The 14096-nt window shown below is 39.4% G+C and carries 9 protein-coding genes, 1 tRNA gene and 1 pseudogene; 4 read left to right on the top strand and 7 right to left on the bottom strand.

The window, feature by feature from the left end; translation table 11 throughout:
• From FXV91_RS03400 to FXV91_RS03385, 4 genes are all read right to left on the bottom strand, one after another.
• The coding region (locus FXV91_RS03400) for an IS1634 family transposase (RefSeq protein WP_229388314.1) at positions 1-807 on the bottom strand (807 nt) is incomplete at its 3' end.
• 307 nt (positions 808-1114) lie between these two features.
• The gene (locus FXV91_RS03395) at positions 1115-1450 is read right to left on the bottom strand and encodes a circadian clock KaiB family protein (RefSeq protein WP_229388312.1); all 336 of its coding nucleotides are present in this window, start codon (positions 1448-1450) and stop codon (positions 1115-1117) included.
• 355 nt (positions 1451-1805) lie between these two features.
• Positions 1806-3266, bottom strand: coding sequence for a PAS domain S-box protein (locus FXV91_RS03390; protein WP_345945469.1), 1461 nt, complete (start codon positions 3264-3266; stop codon positions 1806-1808).
• A gap of 38 nt (positions 3267-3304) precedes the next feature.
• Complete coding sequence (locus FXV91_RS03385; protein ID WP_229388309.1) at positions 3305-3766, bottom strand: hypothetical protein; 462 nt, start codon at positions 3764-3766, stop codon at positions 3305-3307.
• A 24-nt stretch (positions 3767-3790) separates the two neighbouring features.
• Between FXV91_RS03385 and FXV91_RS03380 the strand changes: the two genes are divergently transcribed.
• Positions 3791-4096 (top strand): hypothetical protein, encoded by a 306-nt coding sequence (locus FXV91_RS03380; RefSeq protein ID WP_229388307.1) that lies wholly within the window; start codon positions 3791-3793, stop codon positions 4094-4096.
• 538 nt (positions 4097-4634) lie between these two features.
• Here FXV91_RS03380 and FXV91_RS03375 read toward each other — a convergent pair.
• Positions 4635-7589 (bottom strand): PAS domain S-box protein, encoded by a 2955-nt coding sequence (locus FXV91_RS03375; protein WP_229388305.1) that lies wholly within the window; start codon positions 7587-7589, stop codon positions 4635-4637.
• Positions 7590-8156: 567 nt separating this feature from the next.
• On the opposite strand from FXV91_RS03375, the pseudogene FXV91_RS03370 reads away from it, so the two are divergent.
• Positions 8157-9312 (top strand): annotated as a pseudogene (locus FXV91_RS03370) (IS630 family transposase).
• A gap of 1107 nt (positions 9313-10419) precedes the next feature.
• Here the strand turns inward: FXV91_RS03370 and FXV91_RS03365 are convergent.
• Positions 10420-10504: transfer RNA gene (locus tag FXV91_RS03365), tRNA-Leu, on the bottom strand.
• A gap of 238 nt (positions 10505-10742) precedes the next feature.
• Here FXV91_RS03365 and FXV91_RS03360 point away from each other — a divergent pair.
• Positions 10743-11498, top strand: coding sequence for an MBL fold metallo-hydrolase (locus tag FXV91_RS03360; protein WP_229388303.1), 756 nt, complete (start codon positions 10743-10745; stop codon positions 11496-11498).
• 681 nt (positions 11499-12179) lie between these two features.
• Positions 12180-12524 carry a hypothetical protein gene (locus FXV91_RS03355; protein ID WP_229388301.1) on the top strand — a complete coding sequence of 115 codons (345 nt, stop codon included), beginning with the start codon at positions 12180-12182 and terminating at the stop codon, positions 12522-12524.
• A 259-nt stretch (positions 12525-12783) separates the two neighbouring features.
• Here the strand turns inward: FXV91_RS03355 and FXV91_RS03350 are convergent, their stop codons facing one another.
• Positions 12784-14067, bottom strand: a complete 1284-nt coding sequence (locus FXV91_RS03350; protein ID WP_229388299.1) for a glycosyltransferase — start codon at positions 14065-14067, stop codon at positions 12784-12786.
• Between the last annotated feature and the right edge of the window lie 29 nt (positions 14068-14096).

Here is a 14096-nt window from a genome sequence, read left to right as displayed (position 1 = left end):
ATATTCAACAATGGTTTCGTAAAATGAATATCGGGGGTCTTCTCCTTGTTTAAACTCAAGATCAGAAATCAACAAATCTTTTGAAAGGTTTAGTGTTGAAGGTACACGAGTGATCCACTTCATTCCTTTTCTCATTGATTTGATGGTATTGTCAGAATAGAGAGCACTGTCAGCTATGTAATAAACATCATCAGGGAAAGTTATGTTTTCTTGAAGCATTTTCATTGCTTCAATTATGGTTTCTTTGTCTGATGCATTACCAGAGTAAGCTTTTGCAAATAATGGGATTCCATATTGATTTGTTATTATTCCAAGTCCAAAACGCTGAAGGTCATCTCTACCGTCTTTTGCATGACCATAGGTGATTTCGATGGCAGAACTGCAATCGATATGTTTGTAATCTCCATAAACGCTAAAATTAGTAGTGTCACATTGGAGAAGTTGAGTCCTGACGTTCACGATTTCCATCATTTTCAAGGCAAGTTTCATGAAAAGTTGAGTAGAATCTGCTTCATATATTTCGTCAAGAGTTCTACCTAAAACATCATCAGTAAGGTCAGATGCAATGATCCCGGAACCGAGGAGTCTTTCAACAGGAAGAGTTTCAAAATACTGAGAGTACATGTAAAGACGACTGTCTACGAAACCAAGACAGTTGAGGATCATTGCTTTTACTACAATAGAATGAGCTAACTTGTGCTGCCCAAACTTGGGCAGCACTTCATCAATCACTTTTCCAATTTCAAGTTCATCATAAATGCCAGAAAMGATTCCATGATGATCAAGAGAACGTGTTGTAACAAACATAATGAAATCCAAAGCAGAATACGACATTTTTGATATTTAGATATTAGCGAGAAAAAGGAATAAATTTGTCAGACATCTGCGGAAAGTCGGTTGTACCATGGAATCTAATAAGAAATAACATCAGCCGGTCTCACAGGTCTTCATGGACGCATTTGCCAAAAAAATATTTTTCGAAAATATAAATAACTGTGGAAACATGCACTATAGAAGAAAAACGCCATCAGATCATTGTGAAAGGCTTATCATATATTTTAGTTAAAATGTTGGCGGAACAGATGGATAAGTAAGGTATGACTACCCTTGAGCATCACTTCAATGGGCGTAGATCCAGACCGACCAGAACACGCTCTGTATTCGAAAAGTCTCCTATGATCTGTCCTACCGATGCAGGAAGTTTTTTTATCAGCGTTGGGACAGCTAATATTTGTTCTTCCTTGGCTAGATGCGGGTATTCGTTAAGATCTATAACCTCTATGCTGTACCTGCCGTACAGATGCTCTTCACATATCTTTTGTAAGTTGTGGATTGCGTTCCTACTATTCCTAGTCTGACCAATCACATATAGCTTCAATACATAATATTCTTGGTCAGAAATAGTATCAGCCTCGATGGGCGCATTCACGTTTTCTGTTAAATCTTTCATCAGTTTTAACACCTTTTTAGAATTTTTAGCTCTATACCTTATTTGGTCAGATATTTAGAAAAATAAAGAGAGATACCAGTGATTACTGGTTTCAGTAATTCACAAACATGACCCTTTATTTAAAAATATTTCATATACAATAAAATCATCATACAACCTATACTTATGTTTTTGGTTCCGTTGCAAAAATAATTTTCGTGTACTTTGAGACCATTTTTATTTTCTTTAAATGTTATTTTAACCCAGATTTGATCACTCAAATTGCCTTGTTGTGATGGTTTTTAACGGTTTTGTAAATGCTCTAATTTTTTGCAACGGAACCGTTTTCTCTGTTCAATTGCTCAAATCCAGGCTCTTATTCAATTAATTGTTGGGCGGCTGGCATTGATGCCTGATTATCTTTTTCTGTCACTGTAAATCTCATAGTGAATTCTGTCCCATTGTTCCTTTTCAATTTAAGCTCGCCATCTAACTGGTCTACAAGGGAAGTTACTAGCTGCATGCCAAGAGTGTCAAGATTTTCCACATCGAAGTTTTCAGGTAAGCCCACACCATTATCTAAGACTGTCAGAACGAAATTGGTAATCTTACAGTCTTCTTTTATTCTTTTTGTACATAATCCGTTTTCTTCTTTGTGTAATTCTATCCGGATTTCTCCCTCCTTTCTATCGGGAAATGCATATTTGAGAGAATTGGAAACAAGTTCATTGACAATTATTCCTAAAGGAATTGCAGTGTCCATATCAAAGAATGCATTTTTCTCCAGATCCAGCTTTAAGTTAATATCTAGATTTCCGACTGCATAAGTCTGTAGAAGGTTCTCAACAAGTTCCTTGATATACGGCGAAAAGTTTAGTGTTTCGAACCCTTCACCTTTATACAGTTCCTCATGTATCAGAGCCATGGATATAACTCTGTCCTGGCTCTCTCTGAAGGCTTTAAGGACTTCAGAATCCTGAATACACTCTCTGTTATTGAATCTCTCAGCCGTAAGATCCAGGAGGGAAGATATAACCTGCAAGTTATTTTTTATCCTATGATGAATTTCCTTCTGGCGGGCAATGTCCATTTTTGCCAGATTTTCTTCTGCCTTCTTGCGCTCGGTGATATCGCTGGCGGCACCGAACCATTCAACTATTTCGCCATTTGCATCCAGTATCGGAATCGCACGCGAGAGCGTCCATCCAATGCTGCCGTCAGCTTCTCTAACTCGATGTTCCAGTTCGAACATGCTCTTCTTCTGAATGGCTTCATTAATGACGGTTAACACATGCGGCTGATCTTCCGGGAGGATGTATTCCTGAAGCCAAGTGGGGTTTATGTTTTCCGTATCGGCGAGAAAACCCCGGCCACAAAGCCGGTTCATATATCTCCAATCAGGGCTCATGCGGTATATCACTCCCGAACTAGCCGTCACAAGAGCGCGAAAGCGCTCCTCACTCTTCCGTAAAGCCTCATCTGCCCGCTTGCGCTCGGTAATGTCTCTGGCAATAGTTGAGACTGCCACAAGTTCTCCAGACGAACTGAAAACTGGAGAAAGAGTTATTGAAACATTTACTAATGCACCATTTTTTCTTAATCGTAAAGTTTCGTAGTATCTTATTTTCTCGTTATTTTTAACTCTCTCAATTAACTTTTTTATTTCCCCTTTTAAATTCTCTGGCTCAAGTATTGAGACATTTTTCCCTAGAATTTCTTCAGCCGAATAACCATATACCTGCTCTGCTCCTCTATTCCAGCTGGTAACAATGCCTTCAAGAGATAGTGAAAAAATAGAATCATCTGATGATTCCACAACGTCTGCCAGGTGCTGAATTTTTTCTTCTGCCTTCTTGTGCTCTGTAATATCCTGAACTATGGCTCACCGCCAACGATAGTGCCATCAGACGTCTTTATCGGCGCAGAGGAAACTATCTGGGTACCGTGTGTTCCATCAAAACGCTCAAAATCTACGGCTTTCTCGATAAGTGTTTCATCCCGGATCGCATGGGCCAGGGGCATATCTTCAGCAGCAATACGCTCCCCTGTCTCCGCCCACCAGGCTTTGTATGTACTGTACTCATCAACGTCCCTAGCAAAAGGAGCTGTACCGCCCCAGATTTTGCTTGCAATATCATTGATAAAGACCATCTTCCCTGCTGCATCTACAGTCCACAAACCCACGGGCAGGGAGTCAATGATAGCCTGAAGGTGAGCGCGCTGTATCTCAGTCTGCATCTTTGCCTTTTGTATTTCCTCGTGAGTCAGGAATTCCCGCCTTCGCCAGAAGTGAAACAGCCAGCTAGATGCAATAGCAATGGCGTTTACCATGAACATGCTGAGAAACACCACAGAGGAAGCTTGTGGAGATACCCTCAGACCGGGTACAATAATCAATGTCTGCCCGATAGTGTACACCAGAGCCATAATAACCTGGTTTGTAAACCGGTTTGGGATAGCGAGAACTATGACGAAGACCGCGAGGACTGTGACAATGGTATGGGCGACAAAGTTTTCAGGTCGGGTCGAATTAATCGCGATGTTGGCAAGCGCCAAAAAAAGAACCCAAAAGAATACAGCCCGGTCATAGGAGTGATAGTTCGAAAGTTCTCTAAGGCTTTTGAGGAACAGAACTGTGTACGCAGTAAAAGCAAGTCTAAGCGCTAAAAGCGCATAGAATGTACTTGAAAGCCCAAGAAAACCGTAGTCATTGACTAGAAGAGCTACAAAGGGCAGGAGGATAAGAAGAATGAAAATCCGGGCCTGAACTATGTCCTCACCAAAGTTAGCCTGTCGAAAGCGATCCTCTTGCTCCGCACTCAACCCAAATGCCAGCCATTTCTGGATGCTTCTGACTGAGATCATTTTTCATACCCCCATATCTCAATACAATTAATAAAACGGCTCCAAGCCTGCGCCAGAGTTCATTCACTTCTTTATTCAACTCGATTATATACAAGTAACTGAGCTTTTGTCAGTCTAGAACATACACGCTCATTTAATAACGCTGATAACGCCTTATCTATAATTACTACAACAGATTAACTTTTAGTTATCAGAGCTGGCCCCAAAAACCATTTTTTATCAATCAAAATTCCTCAGGACTTTTTGATGATTAAAAACTCAATTGGTTATCTGGATATCTTAATTCTTGTAAATAAAAGACATTGATGCTGAATTCATCGTTTAATCATCTGAGTCCAAATCAACTCTTCTGTACAATAAAACTTATCTTGAACTCAGTACCTTTATCTCTTTTTAACTCGATTTCACCATTTAATTGATAAACAAGAACGTCTACAAGCTGCAAACCAAGTGTATCTGGATTTTCTAAACTAACTGTCTCGGAGATACCAACCCCGTCATCTGAGACTATGAGAGTGTACCTAGTGCATTTTTCGATGTACTCTCTTTTTTCGTTGCTTAACTCGTCTCCAGTTTGTTCACTAAAAAGTTTAATTTGGACTGTACCTTTATCAGTTTCTGGAAATGCATACTTGAAGGAATTAGAAATGAGTTCATTAATAATCATCCCTAATGGGATTGCAATATCCATGTCAAAGAGGACATTCTCTTCAAGATCCAGATTTAAGCTTATGTCGGTATTTCCAATTCTGTAAGTCTGGAAGAGATTATCAACAAGTCTCCGTAGATATGGTGAGAAATTAAGTGTATCGTCTCCTCCTGTCTCATGCAGTTCCTTATGAATAAGTGCAATTGACATTACTCTATCCTGGCTTTCACGGAAAGCGTCCTGAACGTCCGAGCCCTTAATACACTCTTTATTATTGAACTTATCAGCCGCAAGATCCAGAAGAGAAGAGATAACCTGAAGGTTGTTTTTAATTCTGTGGTGAAGCTCCTTCTGGCGGGCAATCTCAATTTTTTCTAGAGCTGCTTCAATCTCCTTTTTCTCAGTAATATCATATATTACGCCAGTATATTTTTCAGGTCTTCCACTTTTTCCTGAGATCTTTTGATGGAATTCATGCATCCATTTTATTTTTCCATCCTTAGTTCTTATTCTATATTCAATCTCTCCATTATAGTCATCAGGCCACTGTACTGCTTTTTGTTCTGCTTCAAGGAACATGTCTACATCTTCAGGCACTACAAGCTGCCTCCACGAAGTATCGGAAACTAATTCCTTTTCACTATATCCGGTAATTTCTTTAACAGCGCCATGAATGAACTCCAAGTTAAAGTTTTTATCTATCTGGAAAGCAATCCCTTTAAAATTCTCAACGAATGAGCGGTATCTTTCTTCACTTAATTTCAGGTTCTCTTCAGCAGTCTTATGCTCGGTAGTATCGCTGGCTGCACCAAACCATTCAATAATCTCTCCATTTTCATCCAGCATCGGAACTGCACGTGATAATGTCCATCCGATACTACCATCCGCCCGCAAGACCCTGTGTTCGAGTTCGAAAATTTTTTTCTTCCGGATAGCTTCATTTATAACTGAGGTTACATATGACTGATCTTCCGGGAGAATGTATCCCTCAAGCCAGGTTTGGTTCGGGCTTTCTGTATTAGCGAGAAAACCCTTTCCACAGAGCCGGTTCATATCTTTCCAATCCGGACTCATGCGATATATCACTTCAGAACTGGCTGTTACCAGGGCCCTAAAGCGCTTTTCATTCTCCTGCAACGCTTTCTCGGTACGTCTGAGCTGCTGTTCTTCATATTTTCTTTGTAGGGTGTGCGCTACTGCCGGCGCGATAGCTTGAAGATCTTCCTGCTGTTCTAGGTTATATCCATCTTCACGGTTTGCAACTGCAAGTATACCCATCTTTTTTTTGTCTAAAATAAGCGGAACACCAAGAAATGACTTAAGTTGTGGATGACCCCGAGGAAGATCGATACTATCGGGATGTGACTGTGGATCGTTAGTAAAGAAACTTCTTCCATTGTTAATTACACTACCATATAGTTCCTGCAGGACAAAATTCCCAGGAGGGCGACGATGACCAGTTTTGTTGTACATCGTGCATTGACTCCATCCCATGTCGCTAATTGCAATGTCATGTAATAGTCCATCAGCCCCCACTTCACCAACAAAACCAATTTGGCTACCAGTTACTTCAAGAGCTACGGATAGACATGCATTTCCTAGCTCTTCTTCTGTTTCATCTTTCACAATATTGCCAAAGATCCGGTTCACTCCTTCAAGAACCTTATTATATCTGCGTATCTTGTGATCCTCTCGCTTACGCTCTGTAATATCTCTTATTATCATGCTAGTTTTTATATTGCCATAAACATCTTTAAAGAGGCTAGAGGATGTCTCACCAATAAAAGTAGATCCGTCTTTTCGTCTGAATGTTAGTTCAGCTTTTGCCTGACCTTTTAACTTCCTTTCCTTAAGTGCTGATGCAAGCTTTTCGTCCTTAACTACCAGACCTTCTCTTCCAGCCTGTTTGATCTCTTCTTCAGTCATATCGAAGAGAATACAAGCTTGGGGATTTGCAGAAAGAATGGTACCATCAGGTTTAGTCAGCATAATTCCGTCAAGGCTACTCTCATATATAGATCGATACCGTTCCTCGCTCTCTTTTAGTGAATTATAAGCTTCATGAAGTTCCACTGTGCGCTCTTTGACTTTTTTTTCTAAATTCTGATAAGCTTTTTCAAGAGCTACTTCTGCCCTTTTACTTTCAGTAATATCCATGAGAGTACCAAGGAATTGTGCTGGCTTCAGTTTTTGTTCCTTGTCTCTCCAGAATGCTCTCCCACGAACTGCAATCCAGCGTTCTGTACCATCTTTCCGTTGAACACGATATTCTGAGTTATATATCCCTGGCCCTGTTGGGTCTATCGCGGCACGTATATCTGCAATTACACGTTGTCGATCTTCAGGGTGGACTAACGCCAATACTTTTTCCTGTGTATGAGGCTGATTATGAGATAGACCAAATACCTCACTACTTTTCTCGTCCCAGCGTGTCAGGCCACTTGCCACGTCGTATTCCCAAGTGCCCAATCCAGCAATCTCTAAAGCAAGTTTTCTCTGTTCAGCAATATAATGCAACTCTTCTTCTACTTGCTTGCGCTCGAGAATCTCGGCGTGTAACTCTTTATTGACTTTTTCAAGCTTTGCGGTCAGCTTCTGCTCACGGGACTTGAGTTCGTTGGTATCTAAGCGGTCAAAGCTGCTCATAATTCCTCCTATTATGCTTCTGTAAAATGGATTAATTCCACTAGATACTTTTAATTTGTAAAATTGAAATAGTGTATCCCCAAGAAAATATCTAATAGTAACTAGACTGGAGATTCTAAGCTGTTCCTCAAGTTTTCTCCCCTTCCAGTATGAACCTAAAAACGTTCCCCTAATACCTTTATTATTTAAGTTATAGGTGCTATTTTCTTTTAATATAAATATCTTTTTTTAAAATCAATTCTATTCTCCCCAGGGTATACAATAGATATTGTAAAAGAAATGAAGTAATCTGTATATAATATTCCATAGTGGGTTTTATATTTTCCTAATGTCTCTAAAGCAGAGATTTTAATAGATCTGGAGCTTCCTAAGTAACGAATAAAAGTATCTATGTAATCTCAAATGCCACAATCGGAACAAAATTATTTGGAACAAAATTATTTCCGTCATTGAAAGATGTGTTCAAACTGAATTAAAGGCAGTTAATATCATTTGCAGAATCGACTACTAGTCGATTCTTATATAAATCCATAAAATAATTATATTAATTGTTAGATAAATGACCTTATGTCTCGTATAAGCCGTCGCCCCAAATTATCATTTACTCAAAAAGATTTAGACTATCTTATCAAGCTCAGCCGATCTAGAAATCAAGCAGCAAGCATTGTTGAAAGRTCTAAAATCATACTTTTAAGCTATCAGGGAAAAAACGATACTGAGATCTCCAGAGAGTTGAAAGTAGATTATAAAACTGTAAGAAAATGGATAAAAAGAGTTTTAGATTTAGGGGTTAAAGARGGTTTAGTAGACAAATCCAGAAGTGGGAGACCTCAAGACATTAGTGCCGAATCACGGGYTTTTGTAATTTCACTTGCATGTAYGAAGCCAAAAGATCTTGGTTATCCTCATGAAATCTGGACTCAGAGACTTCTTGCGAAGCATATACGGGAGAACTGTATCAAAGAAGGACACCCTGATTTATCTTCGATAAATCAGGGAACAATTTCAAAGATTCTCAATGCAAGCAACATAAAACCACATAAGATCAAATATTATATTGCTAAAGTTGATCCAGAGTTTGATCAAAAAGCAGCCAATGTCTTAGCCACATATAGAGAGGCTAATGAATTAAGTGAAAAATATAAAAAAAGAAGAAATTGAATCAGTAATTATTTCCTATGATGAGAAACCAGGTATTCAAGCAATTGGAAATGTTTACCCAGATCTAATGCCGGTGGAAGGGCATTATTCTACAATAGCAAGAGATTATGAATACAAAAGACATGGAACTCTTTCGCTGTTAGCTGGAACTGATTTGATCTCCGGAAGAATCAATTACAAAATATTTGAAAAACATAAAAGCTGGGAATTCATTCAATTCCTTAAAGAACTTGAATTAATTTATCCAAAAGAAAAGATCAAAATTCTGATGGATAATCATAAAATACATACCTCAATGGAAACTCGAGAATACCTGGAAACTGTTCCTGATAAATTTGAATTTGTATTCACACCCAAACATGCTTCGTGGCTAAATATTATTGAAAGTTTTTTCAGTAAAATGGCAAGAAGCTTGTTAAGAGGAATAAGAGTCGACTCAATAAAGGAATTAGGGGAAAGAATTGGTCAATATATAGACCAGATTAACGAAAAACCAGTCATTTTTAAATGGAAATATAAAATGGAAGAAAGGGACAAAATGCCTGGTGGAATTACAATATAATTTAAAAGGAATTAATTAGGAATCGAAGCACTAGAATCATTTTAGTGCAGGAAAAGAGAATCAAATCCCTTAACACCTACGCGAAGCAGTTGAGCCATTCACGATCGCTTATTTAAACCCGCTAGTTGTCAAATTCGTTGTTTAGTCTGAATATTTTTCTAGTTTCCTTAATTATTTTGAGTATAATATCTTGGATATAATTCCTTAGTGCGACTAAATTTTTACAGGAAATAATTATCTAGAAACTGTTCTCTTTATTTCTCTCGATGAACTTACTAATTTACCCTTAAATATTAAGAAGTATAACCCGAATTTGACAGAAGCACACATTTTGTAATGTATAAGTGGGCTTCATGCTTCTGTTTTCTTCATATAATTCAAATTTATATCTTGTGTTTATTGATTTCTGACATTTTTCATGTTAACTAAAGGTAATATGTCGATACAACGTGTTTTTTGTAATAAAATACTGTATTAATTAGCAGAATCTGTCAAATTCGGGATAAGGAAAGAATTTAGCTATTTTCAGCTTTTTGGGTATACAGTGACTCATAAATAAGCCTCTATCTGTATAAATTAAATTAGATGTTTAAGACACTCAATTTTAGTTTCTTATGAGTTCAGAGTTGCTCATTAACTCCAAGTGTTAATTTTCGACCTTCACCTTTAGTTTCCAGTAAGGAGCTTCTCGAATCAAAGGAAGGAAACAAGTACATACTTGGAAATGTGGACTTTGAGAGTTATGTGAAAGCAGTCTGATAAAGCACACTAGACGGAATCAATAAATTCATCCTTTCTTAGAGACTTGGCATTTAAAGGTACTATAGTTTTTAATGCAAAATTTGTAACTCTTTATAATTACAGAAGCCTATTGATATTGATTTCTGGAACTATTGAGGAATGACATGATAACAAAATTTTTCCATTATCATAATAAAGGAATTTGGTTCCAAAAAGTTGACACATTCTTCAGTTCACAGCTAATAAACGAGATCTAAAGCGCCTGAAGCTTTCAAAACAAGTAACTTCAAAAATCTGATTAGAGCATTCACTAGAGGAGTATCGACTTGGTGTTATCTGTAGAGAGATAGGGAATTTTAAAACAGATGCGAGGGGTGGGATTCGAACCCACGAATTCCTTCGAAGCCAGATCTTAAGTCTGGCGCCTTTGACCTAGCTGGGCAACCCTCGCAAATAGAAGAATAACTTATTATTATTTCCTGCCTTATATTTCTTTGCTAATTTTCTAAGCCCGAGATTACTTTGAATTATTATTTAGTCCGACATGTTATATCTTAAGTCCGACGCCTTTGGCCTGGCTGGGCAACCCTCGCGCCTGGAGAAAAGCTGGCTTATTTTGAGCCGCAAAATTTCATCATCCGGACATGCTCTAAATAAAGTTAAATTATTTAAAGTTTATTCTCTACCTTATGGAGATTATATTTCTTGGCACTGGAGTTGCGATCCCTCAGAAGGGTCGGGTACAGTCCGGAGTACTTGTCAGGCTTGAGGAAAAACCTCTGCTTGTCGATTGTGGAAGCGGCGTCTTAAGCAGGTTTCCCGATGCCGGAATCTCACATACCGAAGTGGATACCGTACTTCTTTCACATCTTCACCTTGACCATGTAGCTGACCTGGTTCCCCTCCTGAAGGCAAACTGGCTTAGAGGAAAGACCAATATGCGGATCTATGGACCTGACGGGACCGAAGACTGGCTATCAAAGATGCTCGGGGCTTACGAGTATATTCAGGACGAAGTGGACGTGGATGTTATAGAGCTCACTCCCGGAAAGGAGTTTACGCCTGAGGGTTTTGACTGCGAGATAACCTGCGCATCTGCTGCCCACAGCGTCCCGACTCTGGCATACCGCGTGACTGCAGAAGATGGAGAGTTTGTTTACTCAGGGGATACCGAGCCCTGCAGGAATATAATGGACCTTGCAGTTGAAGCCGACCTCCTGATCCACGAATGCTCCTTCCCTCCCGGCACAAAAGTAACAAACCACACAACTCCGAGCACACTGGCTGAAATGCTTGAAGACTATAACAAAGAGATCGGAAGTATTTGCCTTACACATTTCTATCCCGAAATGAAAGGGCATGAAAGAGAAGCAATACATCGCCTCAAAGACTATGTTGAAGGAGAGGTGATTCTTGCAGAAGACCTTATGAGGCTTGAGCTGTAACGCCCGAGTTTCGCTTCCCGAGTTTCGCTTCGGGAGCACGAGGTCCTTTTCGCTACGCTTCGCTGCGCTCAAGAGGACTAATTTATGGCTCATAGCAGTGAACTTCACTCAGGAGGACTTAATTACAAATATCTCAAACTACAAATATTTCTGATCCATATAACATTATTTGCTTTATCAAGTCGTTCTTATCATGCTAAAAGAAGGAGAGCGGTCTTTTCCGCGAAAAAGAAGAAAAAATAGGAGAGAAGAAAAGCTACAAAGTAAAAACGGCAGAAAAAAGGTAAATGTTAAAGAGTATAACTTTACTTTTTTCCGTGCCTTCTGTTTTAGTTTCCAATATATGAAAAATACTTTTTTTCGGCTTCTTTTTCTTCTTTACCTTTCTTTTCTTTTGATTGGCTTCCGGACAGGTTGGCAGAGGAGTATATTGCCTGTGAATTTGAAAGCAATTTAATTTAAAAACGGTTTTAAGGAGTGAGGAAAGTATTTTCGGACCGGGTGGAGTATATTACTGCTGCGTCGGGAAATAAAGAAACTATCAAAAGGCATGCAGCCCCATCCCTTAAATAGCATAAAAATAGACATCTTTTGTTGAGGAATAACTCTAAGCCAGACTTAACCAAATTAACCAGACTTAACCAGACTTAACCAGACTTATGCTTCTATTGTGGTGATCATATGGCAAGAATACTTTCAGAAACAGATATTGGAATATTGAAAACGGTTGCCCCGGAGTGTGAAGGATATCTCTGTTCAGGGTCAGGAGTGAATTACCGTTCTATCCTTCCGCCTCTGGCAAACCATTACTCAAAAGATGCAGCCGATTTCCTGAGAAGGATTAAGCTGCTATCCAGATATGACCTTGAATACCTTGTCAGGCTCATTCTATCAGGAGAAGAAAGCCTGGGGTGTGTGCCTTTTAATTACATTACCCTCTTTGTGGAAAATGTATCAGAAAGGCTGGGTGAAGAGATTGCAGCTCAGGTCAGGAAGTCATACGAAGATTCCGAATGTCCTGCCTGAAAGACCTGAAAAAGCCATAGAAAATGGATTAAAATTAAGTAAGGATTGAATTAAGTAAGGATTAAAACTAAGTAAATTAGAATTGGCTAAAAAAGGCTCTGGTACTGTGCTGAGAGTTCAGACAGGTACCATTTACTTACTCTATGCAGTATAATGCAGCTTCTAAATCAGTGAATGCAGCTCTTAAATTAGTGACTACAGTTTATCAGGGACTGATCAATAAGGTCCGGAGAAATCAATACAAACCCGGATAAGCCTTCTATGCTCTCCCGTATTTGTCTTCAAACCTTTCGATATCGTCTTCTCCCAGGTAATCTCCCTGCGCAATTTCAATGAATACCAGGTTCTGGCCGCCTATGTTTCTAACGCGATGTATTTCGTTTACCGGCAGGTCGACAGAATTTCCTACAAGTACCCTTATCTGGTCACCATTTTTAGTTACGAGCCCCTCTCCGCTGACTATGTACCAGTGCTCATTCCTGTGAGCATGGCGCTGAAGTGATATTTCTTGCTGAGGCAGGACCGTAATGCGTTTGACCTTATATCCTGGTCTCTCGGTAAGTATTTCATAGAAACCCCAGGGCCTTTTTGATTCACGTTTGCACTTTTCCAGAATTGTTTCATATACCCTGATATAATCTTCTACCATCCTGTCAACGGAGAAGCGTTTTTCCACGCTCTCCCTACACTTTTTGCGGGATATGGTGTCCAGCCTCTGGACAGCCTCTGCAGCTTCATCCACGCCGTTTACAAGGAATCCGGTCTCTTCATCACTGATCAGTTCAGGCATGGCACCTCTGTTTATTGCAATTACAGGTGTCCCGCAAGTAAGGGATTCAACCACGCCTAGACCGAAAGGCTCATCGTAATTGATCATATGCAGGAGAGCACGGGCATTTGATAAAAGCTCTTTTTTGCGCTCCTGGGATACGTGCCCTTCGTAAATTATCTGCTCGTTGTCTATATGGGGCTCGACTTCATTCTTGAAATATTCAGAATCTGCAATGAAGCCAGCAATTCTTAATTTCATTCCCGTCTTTTTTGCAACTTCTATTGCCTCTTTTGCGCCTTTATCTCTGTGAATGCGCGATATAAAAAGAAGATAATCTTCAGGCTTATCATTAAAAGGAAAACTCTCCACATCTATCCCGTGTCGAACCGTTGCTATATAGTCCAGCTCGTTGCACCGATAGGCATCACTTATGGATACGTAAAAAGTACTGTTATTGTATTTTTTATAAACTGGCAGAATTTTCCGTGAAGAAAAACCGTGTATAGTTGTTACAATAGGTGTATCTACAAGCTTACTGTAAGTAAGAGGCAGATAATCAAAATGGTTATGGATTATGTCAAATTCATTTGCCCTTTCAAAGACCTCTGATATATGCAGGCCTTCGTACACCTTTACAATCATATCTTTATCTTCTTCGTACGGCCTCGGGCATACTGCATGAAGCTTACCTGCAGTATGCGAATCAGCTGTTGCAAACAGCGTAACGTCAATACCCCGTTTTACCAGTCCTTCGGTTAATAAGGATACCATTGCCTCCCACGGACCGTACTTTTTAGGCG

This window comes from Methanosarcina sp. DH2 (assembly GCF_020804225.1).
GTDB lineage: Archaea > Halobacteriota > Methanosarcinia > Methanosarcinales > Methanosarcinaceae > Methanosarcina.
The sequence above is the reverse complement of the archived record's forward strand: the minus strand, read 5'-3'. Positions and strand labels throughout refer to the sequence as shown.

Bases quoted from the DNA above. Each gene is read 5' to 3' on its own strand.
- FXV91_RS03395 (WP_229388312.1), bottom strand. From the start codon at position 1,450: ATGAAAGATTTAACAGAAAACGTGAATGCGCCCATCGAGGCTGATACT.
- FXV91_RS03385 (WP_229388309.1), bottom strand. From the start codon at position 3,766: ATGTTCATGGTAAACGCCATTGCTATTGCATCTAGCTGGCTGTTTCAC.
- FXV91_RS03375 (WP_229388305.1), bottom strand. From the start codon at position 7,589: ATGAGCAGCTTTGACCGCTTAGATACCAACGAACTCAAGTCCCGTGAG.
- FXV91_RS03360 (WP_229388303.1), top strand. From the start codon at position 10,743: ATGGAGATTATATTTCTTGGCACTGGAGTTGCGATCCCTCAGAAGGGT.
- FXV91_RS03355 (WP_229388301.1), top strand. From the start codon at position 12,180: ATGGCAAGAATACTTTCAGAAACAGATATTGGAATATTGAAAACGGTT.
- FXV91_RS03350 (WP_229388299.1), bottom strand. From the start codon at position 14,067: ATGGTATCCTTATTAACCGAAGGACTGGTAAAACGGGGTATTGACGTT.